The organism is Streptomyces sp. NPDC005866 (assembly GCF_040629895.1).
Lineage (GTDB): Bacteria > Actinomycetota > Actinomycetes > Streptomycetales > Streptomycetaceae > Streptomyces.
This window is the reverse complement of sequence record NZ_JBEXWP010000004.1, coordinates 143,892-159,275: the sequence shown is the minus strand read 5'-3', so window position 1 is coordinate 159,275 and position 15,384 is coordinate 143,892. Positions and strand designations below refer to the sequence as shown.

At 72.1% G+C, this 15,384-nt stretch carries 14 protein-coding genes and 4 pseudogenes; 7 read left to right on the top strand and 11 right to left on the bottom strand.

Going from position 1 to position 15,384, the window contains the following annotated elements; all coding sequences use genetic code 11:
• Nucleotides 1–422 precede the first annotated feature (422 nt).
• The 3 genes from ABZ396_RS07665 to ABZ396_RS07655 form a co-directional block, all read right to left on the bottom strand.
• Nucleotides 423–575: a hypothetical protein gene (locus tag ABZ396_RS07665; RefSeq protein ID WP_358916681.1), complete on the bottom strand. Its 153-nt coding sequence runs from the start codon at nucleotides 573–575 to the stop codon at nucleotides 423–425.
• A gap of 156 nt (nucleotides 576–731) precedes the next feature.
• The gene (locus ABZ396_RS07660) at nucleotides 732–3,086 is read right to left on the bottom strand and encodes a serine/threonine-protein kinase (protein ID WP_358916679.1); all 2,355 of its coding nucleotides are present in this window, start codon (nucleotides 3,084–3,086) and stop codon (nucleotides 732–734) included.
• Between the two features lie 198 nt (nucleotides 3,087–3,284).
• A complete protein-coding gene (locus tag ABZ396_RS07655) occupies nucleotides 3,285–4,007 on the bottom strand; it encodes a VOC family protein (protein WP_358916677.1) in 723 nt (240 codons plus the stop codon).
• A 146-nt stretch (nucleotides 4,008–4,153) separates the two neighbouring features.
• Here ABZ396_RS07655 and ABZ396_RS07650 point away from each other — a divergent pair, with 146 nt between their 5' ends.
• Nucleotides 4,154–4,801 carry a TetR family transcriptional regulator gene (locus ABZ396_RS07650; protein WP_358916676.1) on the top strand — a complete coding sequence of 216 codons (648 nt, stop codon included), beginning with the start codon at nucleotides 4,154–4,156 and terminating at the stop codon, nucleotides 4,799–4,801.
• 33 nt (nucleotides 4,802–4,834) lie between these two features.
• Here the strand turns inward: ABZ396_RS07650 and ABZ396_RS07645 are convergent.
• Nucleotides 4,835–5,002, bottom strand: a pseudogene (locus ABZ396_RS07645) (acyl-CoA dehydrogenase); the annotation flags it as partial.
• A gap of 85 nt (nucleotides 5,003–5,087) precedes the next feature.
• Between ABZ396_RS07645 and ABZ396_RS07640 the strand changes: the two are divergent.
• A complete protein-coding gene (locus ABZ396_RS07640) occupies nucleotides 5,088–5,759 on the top strand; it encodes a pyridoxal 5'-phosphate synthase (protein ID WP_358916675.1) in 672 nt (223 codons plus the stop codon).
• A gap of 236 nt (nucleotides 5,760–5,995) precedes the next feature.
• Here ABZ396_RS07640 and ABZ396_RS07635 read toward each other — a convergent pair whose 3' ends face one another.
• A complete protein-coding gene (locus ABZ396_RS07635) occupies nucleotides 5,996–6,880 on the bottom strand; it encodes a GNAT family N-acetyltransferase (RefSeq protein ID WP_358916674.1) in 885 nt (294 codons plus the stop codon).
• 40 nt (nucleotides 6,881–6,920) lie between these two features.
• Nucleotides 6,921–7,526: a GNAT family N-acetyltransferase gene (locus ABZ396_RS07630; protein ID WP_358916673.1), complete on the bottom strand. Its 606-nt coding sequence runs from the start codon at nucleotides 7,524–7,526 to the stop codon at nucleotides 6,921–6,923.
• A gap of 736 nt (nucleotides 7,527–8,262) precedes the next feature.
• Between ABZ396_RS07630 and ABZ396_RS07625 the strand changes: the two genes are divergently transcribed.
• Both ABZ396_RS07625 and ABZ396_RS07620 read left to right on the top strand, forming a co-directional pair.
• Nucleotides 8,263–9,420, top strand: a complete 1,158-nt coding sequence (locus ABZ396_RS07625) for an NAD(P)/FAD-dependent oxidoreductase (protein WP_358916672.1) — start codon at nucleotides 8,263–8,265, stop codon at nucleotides 9,418–9,420.
• Between the two features lie 44 nt (nucleotides 9,421–9,464).
• A complete protein-coding gene (locus ABZ396_RS07620; RefSeq protein WP_358916671.1) occupies nucleotides 9,465–10,001 on the top strand; it encodes a flavin reductase family protein in 537 nt (178 codons plus the stop codon).
• Here the strand turns inward: ABZ396_RS07620 and ABZ396_RS07615 are convergent.
• Complete coding sequence (locus ABZ396_RS07615; RefSeq protein WP_358916670.1) at nucleotides 9,998–11,311, bottom strand: MFS transporter; 1,314 nt, start codon at nucleotides 11,309–11,311, stop codon at nucleotides 9,998–10,000. The two genes, ABZ396_RS07620 and ABZ396_RS07615, sit on opposite strands and share 4 nt — an antisense overlap.
• 71 nt (nucleotides 11,312–11,382) lie before the next feature.
• Here ABZ396_RS07615 and ABZ396_RS07610 point away from each other — a divergent pair, with 71 nt between their 5' ends.
• A complete protein-coding gene (locus ABZ396_RS07610; protein WP_358916669.1) occupies nucleotides 11,383–12,411 on the top strand; it encodes a helix-turn-helix domain-containing protein in 1,029 nt (342 codons plus the stop codon).
• A 102-nt stretch (nucleotides 12,412–12,513) separates the two neighbouring features.
• A pseudogene (locus tag ABZ396_RS07605) lies at nucleotides 12,514–12,808 on the top strand (cyclase family protein); the annotation flags it as partial.
• Nucleotides 12,809–13,134: 326 nt separating this feature from the next.
• Here the strand turns inward: ABZ396_RS07605 and ABZ396_RS07600 are convergent.
• The 3 genes and pseudogenes from ABZ396_RS07600 to ABZ396_RS07590 all read right to left on the bottom strand — a co-directional run.
• Nucleotides 13,135–13,611, bottom strand: a complete 477-nt coding sequence (locus ABZ396_RS07600; RefSeq protein WP_358916735.1) for an ATP-binding protein — start codon at nucleotides 13,609–13,611, stop codon at nucleotides 13,135–13,137.
• Between the two features lie 18 nt (nucleotides 13,612–13,629).
• Nucleotides 13,630–13,767 carry a hypothetical protein gene (locus ABZ396_RS07595; RefSeq protein WP_358916667.1) on the bottom strand — a complete coding sequence of 46 codons (138 nt, stop codon included), beginning with the start codon at nucleotides 13,765–13,767 and terminating at the stop codon, nucleotides 13,630–13,632.
• A 422-nt stretch (nucleotides 13,768–14,189) separates the two neighbouring features.
• A pseudogene (locus tag ABZ396_RS07590) lies at nucleotides 14,190–14,360 on the bottom strand (acyl-CoA dehydrogenase family protein); the annotation flags it as partial.
• A gap of 72 nt (nucleotides 14,361–14,432) precedes the next feature.
• Here ABZ396_RS07590 and ABZ396_RS07585 point away from each other — a divergent pair.
• A pseudogene (locus ABZ396_RS07585) lies at nucleotides 14,433–14,717 on the top strand (cyclohexanecarboxylate-CoA ligase); the annotation flags it as partial.
• A gap of 68 nt (nucleotides 14,718–14,785) precedes the next feature.
• On the opposite strand, the gene ABZ396_RS07580 reads toward ABZ396_RS07585, so the two are convergent.
• The gene (locus tag ABZ396_RS07580; RefSeq protein WP_358916665.1) at nucleotides 14,786–15,298 is read right to left on the bottom strand and encodes an EF-hand domain-containing protein; all 513 of its coding nucleotides are present in this window, start codon (nucleotides 15,296–15,298) and stop codon (nucleotides 14,786–14,788) included.
• Nucleotides 15,299–15,384: the final 86 nt, after the last annotated feature.

Sequence of the window (15,384 nt, the reverse complement as noted above, 5' to 3'; positions counted from 1 at the left end):
TCGCTCGAATACGTTCGCTCGGCGGTCACCCGGGTTTCGCACCCGGGGGCCACGCTCGGGTGTCATGGCATCGGCATCCGATCTGAGGGCGTGCCGGGCTCCTGGCCGTCCTCGGCGATCGTCAAGTTCGTGCAGTTCGTCCCCCTGGGGGTGGTCGACGTCGTACTGCTGGACGCGGCCACCGACTTCTTCCCCGACGACGCGATCGTGGGCATCGTCACCCCGACGCGCCTCGCCCTGCTCGCCGGGCTGATCGCGCTGCCGGTGCCGGTGCCGCGACGGCCACGGGCCCGGCTCCGGGACTTCCGGACCCGGCTGGACCTGCCCGTCGCCCTGCTGCTGGTCGCCTCGGTGGCGACGACCTACCTCGGCGGTCATCCCACCGCCCCGCTGCGCGGCCTGCTGACCGTCCTCGCCTGGTACTACCTGGTGGTCGGCGTGCGCCGTACCCAGCCCGAGTCCTGGCGGGCCGTCGCCCTCATGGCCGTGGCCGGGCTCGCGGCGGCCGGCACCAGCGCCTTCTCCCAGTTCACGAACGACACCCCGACCGGCTTCTGCCGCACCGGCCTGCTCACCGACGTCGCCTGCGACTCGGGCGGCGGCAATGTGCTGATCCGGGCCGTCGGGGCTTCGCCAACCCGAACCTGCTGGCCGCCTTGCGTCGTGGCTCGTCGCACAGTTCCCCGCGCCCCTGAAGGGGCGCTGGAGTGGTGCGCCTTCAGGGGCGGCACTCACGCCGTGCGCGCCGTCCCCGTCCCCTTCTCCGCGTCCAGCGCGTACACGCACCGGTCCTTGCTGCACGCGTACACGACACCGTCCCGCACCACCGGCGACCCGGTGATCTCCCCACCGGTCGCCAGCTTCCACCGCAGCCGCCCGTCGTCGGCCTTCAGCGTGTACAGCAGATGGTCGGTGGACCCGAAGTGGATCCGGCCCTCGGCCACCACCGGCGCGCCCACCACGTCGCCGCCCGCCTGGAAGCGCCACTTGGGCGTACCGGTGACCGCGTCCAGGGTGTACAGCCCCTTGCCGCTGCCGACGTGCACATGGCCGGCGGCGACGAGCACCGGCTCGATCGACGCGCGGGCCTCCGTGGCGATGCGCCAGCGGTCGCGGCCATCGGTGGCGTCGAGGGCGTACACGGTGCCGAGATAGTCCGCGAGGTAGACGCCGCCGCCGGTGACCGCGGGGCCGGGAACGAAGGCCGGCGGGGAGAGGAAGACCGCCGGCGCCTCGAAGTGCCAGCGGACCCGGCCCGTCGCCGCGTCGAGGGCGATGACCCGGGTGCCAGCGGAGGCGTACACGAAGCCGTCGGGGGCGTGGGTGAGGCGGACCGGGACGCCGCCGCAGGAGGCCGCGTCGCCGATGGGGTAGGACCAGCGCTCCTCGCCGGTACGGGCGTCCAGCGCACGCAGGCGTGCGTCCTGCCAGACGAACACCGTGCCCTCATGCAGGGAGGGCCCTGACTCGGGGGACTCGAAGTCGGTCTGGGCGCCGGACAGCTCCCACAGTTTCCGCCCGTTGGCGGCCTCCCAGGCCTGGACCCCGCCGCCGCGGGTGCCGGTGACGAGGGTGCCGCGGTCGGCCATGAGGGCGTACACCCAGGCGTCCGTGGACAGCCGCCACAGGTCGCCGCCCTCACGGGCCTCCAGGGCGAACAGGGTTGGCCCGTCGGAGGCGTGGATACGGCCGTCGGCGACCGCCATGGACCAGGCGACGTCACGGGTCTTGAAGCGGCGGCGGCCGGTGGCGACGTCGAGGGCGTGTACCTCGAAGGAGGTGACGTAGACGAGGTCGCCGTCGACGGCCGGGGTGCCCCAGACGTCGTTGGACATGCGGAACCGCCAGGGGCGCCAGCCGGACGCCGTCTCCGGGGGCTGGACGGGCACGGGCGGTACGGCGGGGTCGGCGCCGTTGACGCCGGGGTGCGGGCGGGACCAGTTGGCCACCAGGCCGGCCTCGGGCGGGGGCGCCTTGACGGCGGCGGCGCGGGCATCCGCGACCCGGGGGCCAGGGCCGATCGACACCTGGGCGCCGGCCAGTCGGACCGGACCGCCGTCGGGGCCGGGGGCCGGGGCGCCGACCGGGACCGGGGCCGGGACGACGGGGTCGTAGGCGGGCGGCGGCGGGACGGCGAGCCTGCCGCCGCCGAGGCCGCCGGACGGGTTGGCGGAGGCTTTCACGGCCGGGCGGCCGCCGCGGCGGGACTCGATCAGCGCGACCGCCTTCTCGGGCAGCCACGCGGACGCCGTACCGCTGTCGTCGGAGCCGGAGCCGAAGAGGTGGGGGGCGAGCTGGGCCTGGAGGTCGGCCGGGTTGGGGCGGCCGGTGGCCTCCATCTGCATGCAGGACTCGATGAGGGGGCGGAGTTCGTCCGGGAGGCCTTCGAGGTCCGGGCCCTCGCGCAGCAGCATGAAGACGGTCTCGACCGGGTTGGCGCCGTGGAAGGGCGGGTGGCCGGTGGCGGCGAAGACGAGCATGGAGCCGAGCGAGAAGACATCGCTGGCGCCGGTGACGCTGCGGGAGTCCTTGGCCTGCTCGGGGGACATGTAGGCGGGGGTGCCGACCGCGACGTTCGTCATCGTCAAACGGGTGTTGGAGACGCCGGACGCGATACCGAAGTCGATGACCCGGGGGCCGTCCTCCACGACGAGGACGTTGGAGGGTTTCAGGTCACGGTGGACCAGCCCGGCCCCGTGGATCGACTGGAGCGCCTCCGCGACGCCTGCCGCGAGCCAGCGCACCGCCTGGGCGGGCAGCGGCCCGCAGTCGTTCACTATTTCCTCGAGGGAGGGCGCGGGCACGTACGCGGTCGCGAGCCACGGCACCGCCGCGCGCGGGTCGGCGTCGACGACGGCCGCCGTGTAGAAGCCGGAGACCGCGCGGGCCGCCTCCACCTCACGGGTGAAACGGACCCGGAACAGCTGGTCCTCGGCGAGTTCGGTCCGGACCGTCTTGATCGCCACGCGCCGGCCGGACGCCGAGCGCGCGAGATAGACCAGCCCCATGCCGCCGGCCCCCAGCCGTCCCAGCACCTCGAACGGCCCGATCCGCCGCGGATCGTGCTGCGTCAGCTGATCCACCACTTGCCTGCCACCTCCCCGTACGGGCCCGTCCACCCACATATGTACGCGACCCCGTGCAGCGTCTCACCACCGCACCGCCATGGCGGCACGCACCCCGATTCTTCCTGGCCCGGGCGCAGGTTGCGAACCCGGGGATCAATCGGGGTGTCCTGTGGCAAAGTGAGACATTTATCCGCCGAGAGCCGCCCTTTTATGGCCTCAGCGTTGCAGCAGCGCGAAGGACGCCCCCTGATTGTCGGTCACGACGGCCACTTTTCCGTACGACGTCTCGAAGGGCGGCGCCTGGACCCGGCCCCCCAACTGCCGCACGGCCCCGACCGCGGCCTCCACGTCCCCGGTGCGGAAGTGGACGACGAAATGCGGGGGCATCTTGGCGTAGAAGACGTCGGTGACGGGGGCGCGGCCGAAGTCCGGGTCGGCGTCGGTGCCGAAGAGGGCGTCGGTGAAGAGGCGGCCGTAGAAGTCGTTGGCCGCGTCGGTGTCGCTGGTGTACAGCTGCGCCCAGGCGAAGGCGCCGGGGGCGTGCCGGAGGCCGAACCCGAGGTGGCTCGCGGGCTGCCAGAGGCCGAAGACGGCGCCCTGCGGGTCGGCGACCAGGGCGGCGGTGCCGAGGTCACGGACGGGGGCCGGGTCGTTCACGATCTGCCCGCCGGCCGCGAGGATCCGCCGGGCGAGGTCCCGGGCGTCGGGGGTCGCGAAGAACACCGTCCAGACGGTGGGCATCCGGCCGTCCGTCTTGTGGGCCAGCCTGGCGACGTCCTCGCCGGCCAGGCGGGCCCACACGGAGCCCCCTCCGGCGTCCTCGAAGGTCCACCCGAAGAGCCCGCCGTAGAACCGCTTGCCCGCCTCGACGTCGGGAAGCTGCACGTCCACCCAGCACGGGACGCCCTCTGTGTATTCGGATGCCCTGTTTTCGGCCATGTCGTCAAAGTAACCGCCCGGCCCGCACCGCGCAGACCAGCCGCACCACCTGGAGTGGCACCCCGCAGGCACCCCTCCATACACCCGTGCACCCCATTTGCAGTCGGCCGAATCGCGCTCCGATCACCCCTCGGTAAGCTGACGGCATGACAGGACAAGTGCGTACCGTCGACGGCCGAGTGGCCGGCCGACGTGGGCAGGCGACCCGGCAGAAGCTGCTCGACTGCCTCAGCGAGATGCTCAGCTCCTCCCCCTACCGGGACGTCAAGGTCATCGATGTCGCCCGGAAGGCGGGTACTTCGCCCGCGACCTTCTATCAGTACTTCCCGGACGTCGAGGGCGCCGTCCTGGAGATCGCCGAGCAAATGGCGACGGAGGGCGGCCAGTTGGCCCAGCTGCTGGAGGGGCGCTCCTGGGTCGGCAAGGCCGGCTGGGCGACCGCACAGGAACTCGTGGACGGATTCCTGGAGTTCTGGCGCAAGCACGACGCGATCCTGCGTGTGGTCGACCTCGGCGCCGCCGAGGGGGACAAACGATTCTACAAGATCCGTATGAGGATCCTGAACTCGGTGAACAACTCCCTCGCCGACTCCATCAAGGAGTTGCAGTCCAAGGGCAAGGTCGACAAGGACGTGAACCCGGCGGCCATCGCCGGTTCGCTGGTCGCGATGCTCGCGGCGGTCGCCTCGCACCAGAAGGGCTTCCAGTCCTGGGGCGTGAAGCAGGCCGAACTCAAGCCGAACCTCGCGCTGTTGGTGCACCTGGGCGTGACCGGGAAGAAGCCCACGAAATAACCCGCACCCTGGTCCTGTCTGGCAGGCGGTGGTTCACCCGAGCTCGAACAGCTCCGCCTCGTCGGCGGCGTGCCCGCGCAGCCGGTGCACCGGCCCGAACAGCAGCTCGTCCCCGGCGGCCCGCTTGAAGTACAGATGTGCCTCGTGCTCCCAGGTGAAGCCGATCCCGCCGTGCAGCTGGATCCCCTCCGCGGCGGCGGTCAGGGCACCCTGGGGAACGCCGAGCCGCCGTACGACGTGCTGATGGCGCGGCCGCGCGAGGCCCCCCCCCGGTGATACTCGGCACATGGCAGCAACGGATCTTCACACGCTCCTCAAGTCGCTCCGGGTCTGGTCCCCCGAGACCACGGAGCTACGGCCGTTCGACCCGGCGTCGGCGCCCGATGCCCCCCTCCCCCTCTTCACCACGTGGTTCGCGGAGGCGGTGGCGGCCGGGCAGCCGGAGCCGCACACCATGTCGCTGGCCACGGCGGACGAGGAGGGCCGGGCGGACGTACGGATCGTGATGCTGCACGGCGCGGACGCCGACGGCTGGTCCTTCGCGTCGCACCTGACCAGCCGCAAGGGGCACCAGTTGAGCACCCGCCCGTACGCGGCACTGGCCTTCTACTGGCCGGTGCTGGGCCGCCAGGTCCGGCTTCGCGGGCCGGTCACCGCGGCCCCGTCGGAGGAGGGGCAGGCAGACCTGCACGCCCGCTCGACGGGCGCCCTGGCGGCGGCGCTCACCGGCCGGCAGAGCGGGATCCTGTCCTCGCTGCAGGAGCTGCGGGAGGAGTCGGAGGCGGCCTGGGAACGGGCCCGCGCCGACCCGGCCGCCCCCTCCCCCACCTGGACCCTCTACCGGCTGCGCCCGGAGGAGGCCGAGTTCTTCCAGGGCGACCCGGAACGGCGGCACGTCCGCCTGCGGTACGTCACGGAAGGGAACCGCGCTTGGCGGAAGCAACTGCTGTGGCCTTGAGTGCCGGCTACCCGTGGACGCCGGTCCGCGAGTGGCGGTCCGCGAGTGGCGGTCCGCGTGCGCCGGTCCGTGAGTGGCGGTCCGTGAGTGGCGGTCCGCGTGCGCCGGTCCGTGAGTGGCGGTCCGTGAGTGGCGGTCCGCGTGCGCCGGTCCGTGAGTGGCGGTCCGCGAGTGGCGGTCCGCGAGTGGCGGTCCGCGGGCGCCGGTCCGCGGGCGCCGGTCCGTGAGTGGCGTCCTCACACCTCCCGCTCCCCGAAGTCGTACACCGCCCAGTCGGCCACCTGCCGGTAGCCGATGCGCTGATAGAGCGCGTTACTCGTCGGGTTCGCGAGGTCCGCGACGAGAAGGACCTCGCCGACGCCCCGGGCCAGGGCCGCCCGGCTGACCTCCGCCGTCACCGCGCCGGCGTAGCCGCGGCCGCGCAGCTCGGGTGGGGTGTAGACGGGCGCGATCCGGGCCTGGCCGGCGACCGCCGGGGTCACGCCGGCCATGGACACCGGGGTGCCGTCGGGGGTCTCCCAGAGGGTGATGCCGCCGTAGGAGAGCCGGAAGTCGGCCCAGTCCCCGGCGTCCCGGCCGGCCCGCAGGCCCGCGTCGGCGACGAAGCCGCCGTACCAGCGGATCAGCAGGTCCCGGTCCGAGGGGCCGGCCACTCTCGCCCGGCCCTCCGGCACCGGGCAGGGGGGCGTCAACTCGGCCAGCCGGTAGAGCCGTTCGAGGTCGTGGAGCTTCCCCGGCATCCCGGTCCGCCGTTCCCAGGCCGCCGCGAACGCCTCCGCCGTGGCGCGTTCGGCGGCGAATTCGGGGACCGGGTGGCCGAGGGCGAGGAGACGGGAGGCCAGCGCCTCGGTCTCGTCGGCCGTGAGGCGGGTGGTGCGCAGGGCGTGCGGCGGGGTGTGCAGCAGTGCCGCGCCGACGCTGCCGTCGCTCCGGGTCAGGAAGCCGAGGAACGGGGGCTGGTCGCCGTACGCCGACGGGCCGTCCGGCCGCAGCTGCTGGGTCACCGTCAGATGGACGGTGTGCAGGTCCGGGCGGGAGTGGAGGAAGTCGTGGGCGCGGGCGAGGAATTGGTCCACGTCGCTGGTGAAGTGCCAGTCCGGTGCGGGCGTTTGGGAGGCCATAGTCGATGATCGCGGCCGATCGCCCCGCCCCGCACGTGAATTAATCCAGGGACGGCTCCGGGTCCGGGGCGAGGCGGGCGTGCAGATGGGCGTCCCGGAACGCGTTCGGCCGGCCCGCCTCGAACATCGCGCCCCGCAGCGTCCCCTCGTACGGGAAACCGCATGTCTGCGCTATACGGCAGGACGCCTCGTGGCCGAGGGCGTGCCCCAGCTCCAGGCGGTAGAGCCCCAGCTCGGTGAAGGTCCAGCGGGCGGCCAGCGTCAGGGCGTGGGTGGCCACCCGGCGGCCCCGTGCCTCGGGGAGCACCCAGTAGCCGACCCGGGCCGAACGGGACACCCGGTCGATCATGTTGATGCCGATGTGGCCGAGGGTCGCGCCGGTCTCCGCGTCCGCGATCCGGAACGGCACGGAGGTGCCGACGGCCGCCTGTTCGCGCTGCCGCAGCAGGCCCGCACGGGCGCCGGCGAGGTCGATGTCCGGCTTGAGCGGGGTGTTCCAGCGGAGGAAGTCCAGGTCGGTACGGCCACGCAGCCAGGCCTCGGCGTGGGCCTGGGAGTCCGGGTTCCAGCGGTCTAGGCGTAGGCCGTGACCGTGCGGGGTGACGTCGGGGCGGCTGGCGGTGGGCTGTTCGTCGGTCTCGGCCATGGGGCCATTGAAACCTCTGCGCCGGGTGGTGGCCCAGCCCGTATCCGCGTGTCTCCCTCGCAGCGCACCCCGTTTCAGCGCGCCCCCGTTCAGCGCGCCGCCGTTTCAGCCGCCGTTTCAGCGCGCCACGGGGCGGAACACCGGCACGCCCTCCCGGAAGGCCTCCAGCTCCAGACCCGCGCGCGGCTCGGGCGCGTCCACCAGTTCGGTCATCATGCGCGGGCCTCCTCGCACGTCATCTCCGCGAACCTGGCCGCCCGCCTGGACAACCTCGGTGACGATGTGAACCACCTCTTCTACTGGGACCAGGGCCGTGGCGCCAACACCGACCCGGGCGACCTCATCACCTGGATCGCCGCAGTGACGGGCTATGGCAAGGGCAAGAAGCCCACGCGGGACTAAGACACCGCTGGGGAAGTAAGAGCCTCTCGCAATCGAGATAGGCCCCTCACGACCGCGACAGCCTCCCCGAACGCGGTGTCCTTTTCCCGTCTGTCCAAGGACACCGCCCACCGGGGCCGGACCGTCGGGCTCCAGCGCACCGGAGCCCGACGGCGCGGGCCTTTTCATGACCCTTTCGCAGCCCCCTCTTCCGCTTCCGTTCACACCGATCCGTTCAGACCAAGTGGGCTACGTCACAAATCCCACCCACTTCTCCTACGGGTGTGATCAATCCGCAATCAATTCCGGTCTTGACCGAGACCCATCAACGTGGCGCGTGATTACGCTCCCCAACATGGCCGTGCTTCCCTCCTCCGTCTCGCCCGTATACGTCATCGGCGCCGGCCCCGGAGGACTCGCCGCCGCGTACGCGCTGCGAGCCCGGGGCATTCGCGCCGTCGTCCTGGAGAAGTCCGACGATGTGGGCGCGTCCTGGCGCGGGCACTACGACCGCCTCCATCTCCACACCACCCGCCGCCTTTCCGCCCTGCCCGGGCTGCCCATACCGCGCCGCTTCGGCCGCTGGGTCTCCCGCGACGACGTGGTGCGCTATCTGGAGAAGTACGCCGAGCACCACGAACTGGAGATCGTCACCGGCGTCGAGGTCTCCCGCGTGGAGCCCTCGCCCGACGGTGACCGCTGGCTGCTGCACGCCACTGGCGGCCGTGAGCTGACCGGCTCCGCGGTGGTGGTCGCCACCGGCTTCAACCACACCCCGCGCATCCCCGACTGGCCCGGCCTGGACACCTACGGCGGCCGGTTCCTGCACGCCGGCGAGTACCGCGACGCCGAACCCTTCGCCGGCCAGGACGTCCTCGTCGTCGGCGCCGGCAACACCGGCGCCGAGATCGCCGTCGACCTGGCCGAGGGCGGCGCCTCCCGGGTACGGCTCGCCGTCCGCACCGTCCCGCACATCGTGCGCCGCTCCACCGCCGGCTGGGCCGCCCAGTACAACGCGATCCTGGTACGACGCCTCCCGGTGTCCCTCGTCGACCGGCTCGCCCGCACGCTGGCCAAGGTCAGCGTGCCCGATCTGGCCGCCCAGGGCCTGCCCCGCCCCGACACCGGCCTCTACAGCCGGGCCGAGGAGGGCGCCATCCCGATCCTGGACGTCGGCCTCATCGACGCGGTGCGGGAGGGGAGGGTCGAGATCGTGGCCGCCGTCAACGGCTTCGAGGACCGCAAGGTCACCCTCGCCGACGGCACCCCCGTCTCCCCCGACGCGGTGATCGCCGCGACCGGATACGTGCGCGCGCTGGAGGGCCTGGTCGGCCACCTCGACGTCCTCGACGACAGCGGCAACCCGGGCACCCACGGCCCCCGCACCCCGAAGAACGCCCCCGGCCTCCACTTCATCGGCTACACCAACCCCATCAGCGGCATGTTCCGGGAGATGGCGATCGACGCGGAGAAGATCGCGAGGGCCCTCGCCAAGCAAAAGCGGGCGGCTTAGGCCGCACCGCCCCCCTCGGGTGGCTGGCGCCTTCGCCCGCAACTTTGCGTGCGGACCACTTCCTGACGCAGCGTCAGTTCAATAACCTGACACAGCGTGCGCTGGACGCGCTGCGGTGTGCCGCTGAGATGAACATGCTCAATTCCCCCCGTGAGCCTTCAAAGAACGAAGAGCCGGAAATTTCCGTTGAGTCATTGGTACTGCACGCCACTGACAATCGGGTCGGGCACATCACCCTCAACCGCCCCGCATGGCCGCGCATCGCCCGCGCGGGCGTCTTCTGCGTCAACGTGCTCGGCGCCGGACACGGCGAGCTGTGCCGTGCCTTCGCGGTGTGCGGCGCGGACAAGTTCGCGGGCGTGGCCTACGACGCGGCCCCGGTGTCGGGCGCGCCCCGACTGGGAGGCGCCGCGTGGATCGACTGCGCGATCCACGCGGTGCACACGGGCGGTGACCACCTGATCGTGGCCGGCCGTGTCGACGCGCTCGGCGCGGCCGAGGCCCCCGGCGGCCCGCTGCTGTTCCACCGGGGGCGATTCGCCGGGCTCGGCGGGCTCGGCCGGTTCGGGCTGGACGGCTAGACAGCCAGAACGGGCACCAGGGTCGCCGGCCGCCGCCGGATCACCAGTGCCATCAGGGCCGCCGCCGCGCACAGCGTGCCGGAGGCGTACCAGACCATGTCGTACGTGCCGAAAACGTCGCGGGCGACACCGCCGAGGTAGGCGACGAGGGCCGCGCCGATCTGGTGGGAGGCGAGGACCCAGCCGAAGACGATGGCGCTGTCTTCGCCGTAGTGCTCCCGGCACAGGGCCAGGGTGGGCGGGACGGTGGCGACCCAGTCGAGGCCGTAGAAGACGATGAAGAAGATCATCGGGGGGTGGACGGAGGGGCCCAGCAGCATCGGCAGGAAGAGGAGGGAGAGGCCGCGCAGGGCGTAGTAGACGGCGAGCAGGCGGCGGGGTTCGAAGCGGTCGGTGAACCAGCCGGAGGCGATCGTGCCGACGACGTCGAAGACGCCCACGACCGCGAGCAGCGAGGCCGCCGTGGTGACCGGCATGCCGTGGTCGTGGGCGGCGGGCACGAAGTGGGTCTGCACCAGGCCGTTGGTGGAGGCGCCGCAGATCGCGAAGGTGCCGGCGAGCAGCCAGAAGGGCCCGGTGCGGACGGCGGAGAGCAGCACCCCGACCGTCCGGCGCGCGGCTCCGGTGACCGGCGCCGGCTTCGGCACGAAGTCCGCCGAACCGTACGGCTTCTGGCCCACGTCGGCCGGGTGGTCGCGCAGCAGCAGCCAGACGAAGGGGACGACCGCGAGGGCGGCGAGGGCGACGGTGACGGCGGCCGGGCGCCAGTCGTACGTCTCGACCATCCAGGACAGGAGCGGCAGGAAGATCAGCTGGCCGGAGGCGGAGCCGGCGGTGAGGATGCCGCTGACCAGGCCGCGCCGCGTGGTGAACCATCGGTTGGTGACCGTGGCGGCGAAGGCGAGGGCCATCGAGCCGGAGCCGAGGCCGACCAGCAGGCCCCAGCACAGCAGCAGTTGCCAGGCGGCCGTCATCCACACGGTGAGGCCCGAGCCGACCGCGATCACGGTCAGGGCCACGGCCACCACCCGGCGTATGCCGAAACGGTCCATCAGCGCGGCCGCGAACGGCGCGGTGAGCCCGTACAGCGCGAGGTTGACGGAGACGGCCGCGCCGATCGTGCCGCGCGACCAGTCGAACTCCTGGTGCAGGGGGTCGATGAGCAGGCCGGGCAGGGAGCGGAAGGCGGCCGCGCCGACGATCGTGACGAAAGTGACGGCGGCGACGAACCAGGCACGGTGGATACGCGGTGAGCGGGTCGGCTTCGAGGCCTCAAGGGCAACTGCGGCGGCTTCGCTTGTCTGGGTCACGACATCAAGCTTCGGCCGGCCCGTCCATCCCATCGAGTGGCCCGGAGGACAGCATTCGCTAGAATCGGGCCATGAGCAGTGACCGTGGCTTCCGCCCGCACCGAGTCGTCGTCCTCGCCCTGGACGGCCTGCTCCCCTTCGAACTGGGCATCCCGCACTGCATCTTCGGCCGGCCCAAGGACCCGCGGGGGCGGCATCTGTACGAGGTCGTGACCTGCTCGGTCCGGCCGCCGGGGCCGGTCGAGACCGACGCCGACTTCGCGATCCACGTGGCGCACGGCCCGGAGGCGCTGGCCACCGCCGACACGGTGGTCATCCCGGCGTCGTACGAGCTGGGCCCGGTCTTCGAGAAGGGCGTCCTCACCCCCGAGTTGGCCGCCGCCCTCGCCCACATCCGCCCCGGCACCCGGCTCGCCTCCATCTGCACCGGCGTCTACGTCCTGGCCGCCGCCGGTTACCTGGAGGGCCGCCCGGCGACCACGCACTGGGCCGAAGCGGACCACCTCCAGAGGCTGTTCCCACAGGTCAAGGTGGACGCGGACGTCCTCTTCATCGACGACGGCGACGTGCTGACCTCCGCCGGGGTGGCCGCCGGCATCGACCTGTGTCTGCACATGGTCCGCCGCGACCACGGCACGGCCGTCGCCAACGAGGTGGCCCGCCGTACGGTCGTGCCCCCGCACCGGGACGGCGGCCAGGCCCAGTACATCCACCGCCCGGTCCCCGACCCGCAGGTCGCCACGACCACGGCGGCCCGCGCCTGGGCGCTCGGCCGCCTGCACGAGCCCATCCAGCTGCGGGACATGGCCGAGCAGGAGGCCATGTCGGTACGGACCTTCACGCGCCGCTTCCGCGAGGAGACCGGCATCAGCCCCGGCCAGTGGCTCACCCAGCAGCGCGTCGAACGTGCCCGTCACCTCCTGGAGTCCACCGACCTCTCCGTCGACCAGGTGGCCCGGGACGCCGGCTTCGGCACGGCCCAGTCGATGCGGCAGCACCTACAGACAGCGCTCGGCGTCACCCCGACCGCCTACCGCCGGACCTTCCGGACCGCCGCCGGCGAAGCCCGGAGCCACGGCGATGCCGGCCTCCCGCACTGACCTCGTGACCGGCCGGAACCGCCGGTTCGTCAGAACCGCCGGCTCGTCAGGGCCGGCCGTTCGCCAGAACGTGAGCACCCCCCGTGCGGCCACGGGTACGGCTATCCGTCGCCGGGGCTGTCGGTGCGCACCCCGGAGTGGTTCCACGCGCGCGATGTGGCCGCCTTCGCCAACGACACCCTCACGTTCGAGATCTTCCCGCCCGAGTTCGAGGACCTGTGGCTGCCCGTGCACGCCCTGGACCTGGTGGAGACGGGGATGCTGCAGGGCCAGAACTGGAATCTCGAAGAGTTGTCCACAGCCTGTGGAGAAACCGGCCGCGTTCCTGCTGTCGGCGATGCCGGAGCCGTTCGTCGGGGCGACGGGCACCCCGGTCGCACCCGTGGCCGTTCTCTGACGTTCGCGTGCCGCCGTTCTTCGGGGGCGGTGTCACGCCGGAACCGGCGTGACACCGCCCCTCCCCCATTCCCCCCTGAATCCGGACGGCTGCGCGCACCGGCCCGCCCCGAGCCCGGTCCCGCACGCCTCCGTCCGGCTCGACCCACGCTCGACGAGGGCGTCCGCCAACAAGACCCTCGCCGTCCCCTCGCGGCGAATCGCAGACCTCAAGCGTGAGCAAACGGTCACAAGGCGTCAACGCCTGTTCAGGGTTTTAGGACTTATGCCCCGGTTCATCATGGGCGCGCACAGATGCATCCCCCGGCGCATCACCGCACACCGGGATCACACCGCCTCGAACGCCAGCCCCTCGAACGAGGTCAGCCCGCCTCCGTACGCCACCGCCGCGCCCTGCCGGGATTCCGCACACCGGTCGAGTTCGCACCAGATGCGCTTGCCGGCGCCTTCGGGGCTCCAGCCCCAGCGGTCGGCGAGCCCGTCGACGAGGGCGAGGCCCCGGCCGCCGGTCGCGTCACCGTCGACGCACCGCGGTACGGGCGCGCGGTCGCTGGTGTCGACGACCTCCAGCCGTACGGTGACGGATTCCCCGGCGCCCTTGCCGTCCTTGCCCGGCAGCGAGAGCCGCAGCACGGCCGGACAGCCGGTGTGCACGACAGCGTTGGTGACCAACTCGGAGACGAGCAGGATCAGCGTCTCGGCCAGCGACTCGTCCGCCGCTATAGCGGACCCGGCGAGGCGCGAGCGCGCCCACCTCCTGGCGCGTCCCACCTCCGCGGGGTCGGGCCGGATCTCCAGCTGCACTTGAAGCACCTGCACCGCTCACACCATCCGAACCGGCGGACACATGAACCCGCGCCGAGCGAGCGCCACGACGAGGATCGCGACGACAAGGACGACGATGGCCACGATCGTAGCCATTTTCTGCATGGCCAGAACAACGGCCAGAGCAAGGGTCACGGAACGTGATTCCCTTGCGAGACAGCATGGTTGACGTACAGTCACCCCAACAAGCGCTTCGGGCATATTCCAACGCGAAGGAGTACGCGTACGGCATACTGTGCGACGCTCGCTGCGGGGGGTCGAACAAGCGGGGGCACAAGCCCTTACCGCCCTGCGAGCAGCGGTGCGCACCCTGAGCCGCGGGGCCGCTTCGACGGCACCGCCGGCATGGCTCGTCCTCGGAACCACTCGCATCCCACAGAAGGTACCCGAGGGGGCACCCGACTCCAGGCCGTGACGAGTCACGCGTTGGACACAACCCGATATCAACGCTCCGTGATGCCGATATGCCACAATCCGTGACATCGGCGCGCCAGGACCTCCGATTCCGCAGACCAGAGCCGTTTCGAACACTCACCCGAGCAATGCGGCGGCGAGCTTTCCTCACTCTCCGTGACACCTTCACCGCGTTGAGCCCTTAACCAGGCCCGTTTCATGTGCAGATGCACCTCCGCCTCCCAGGTGAAGCCCCTCCCGCCGTGCACCTGGAGGCAGTCCCGGGCGCCGCGCACGGCGGCCTCGTCGGCGAGCAGCCGGGCCGCCGCGATGTCCGCACCCCTGGACCGACAAGGCGACAGTATCTAAGATCTGACCACTCGTCAGTTGACGGCAGGGGCTGGCTGCTCTCGGCCATGGACGAGGAGATCGAGGACCTGCTCGCCGCGCATCCGGCGGTGGGAGGCGCGGCGATGGGGCTGCCGGACGCGGAGCGCGGGGAGCTGGTGTGCGCGGTGGTCGAACAGCCGCCGGGGGCCGCCGCGTTGACGCTCCCGGAGGTGGTGGCGTACCTGCGCGGGGAAGGGCTGTCGGTGCACAAGCTGCCGGAGCGGCTGGAGGTGATGGCCGCCCTTCCGCGCAACGAGACCCTGCGCAAGCTGCTCAAGTACAAGCTGCGCGAGCGGTTCTCGGCGACTTCGGCGCCGGGAGCCGGGAGACTTCCGGGCCGGGAGCCGGGAGATTCCCGGGCGGGGGAGCCCTACTCCGGGATCGTGAAGTACCGGGCGAACGCCGGGACGATCTCCGCCTCCGCGACCTTCCCGTCGCCGTCGATGTCGAGGCCGGCCGCGACCGTCTGCGCGATTTCCGGGGGGACCCCGAGGACGCGCAGCACGCGCACGGTGTCGGCGACGGGCGCCGTGCCGTCGCCGGCGGTGTCCGCGAGGGCCAGGGCCGCGTGCAGGAAGGGGCGGGCGATCTCGGCGAACCGGTCGGGATTGTCGTGCAGCCGCTTGACCGCGCCGCTCACGAACTCCTCGCGGGTGATGCGCTGGTCGCCGTCCCGGTCCGCCATGGCCGCCATGCCCTGCCAGAAGGCCTCCGCACCGGCGTACAGGGCCTGGCCCTTGTCGGAGCGGGCGGGGGCGCCGAACTCGGCGAGCAGTGCCTTGGCCGCCGAGTTGAAGTCCTCGCGGTCGATCCAGCCGTTGCCGTCCTGGTCGAAGGTTGCGAACCGGGCGGCGATCCGTCGCTCGTACTCGGTGCTGACCATGTCTGTTCGGGCCGCCTTACGTGACGTGGGGGTTCCTCTCCCAGCGAGCGTACGACGCGGGCGGCGGCCGGTGAGCCGGAAAACGA

Bases quoted from the DNA above. Each gene is read 5' to 3' on its own strand.
- ABZ396_RS07635 (WP_358916674.1), bottom strand. From the start codon at position 6,880: ATGGCCTCCCAAACGCCCGCACCGGACTGGCACTTCACCAGCGACGTG.
- ABZ396_RS07640 (WP_358916675.1), top strand. From the start codon at position 5,088: ATGGCAGCAACGGATCTTCACACGCTCCTCAAGTCGCTCCGGGTCTGG.
- ABZ396_RS07625 (WP_358916672.1), top strand. From the start codon at position 8,263: ATGGCCGTGCTTCCCTCCTCCGTCTCGCCCGTATACGTCATCGGCGCC.
- ABZ396_RS07655 (WP_358916677.1), bottom strand. From the start codon at position 4,007: ATGGCCGAAAACAGGGCATCCGAATACACAGAGGGCGTCCCGTGCTGG.
- ABZ396_RS07650 (WP_358916676.1), top strand. From the start codon at position 4,154: ATGACAGGACAAGTGCGTACCGTCGACGGCCGAGTGGCCGGCCGACGT.
- ABZ396_RS07630 (WP_358916673.1), bottom strand. From the start codon at position 7,526: ATGGCCGAGACCGACGAACAGCCCACCGCCAGCCGCCCCGACGTCACC.
- ABZ396_RS07610 (WP_358916669.1), top strand. From the start codon at position 11,383: ATGAGCAGTGACCGTGGCTTCCGCCCGCACCGAGTCGTCGTCCTCGCC.
- ABZ396_RS07580 (WP_358916665.1), bottom strand. From the start codon at position 15,298: ATGGTCAGCACCGAGTACGAGCGACGGATCGCCGCCCGGTTCGCAACC.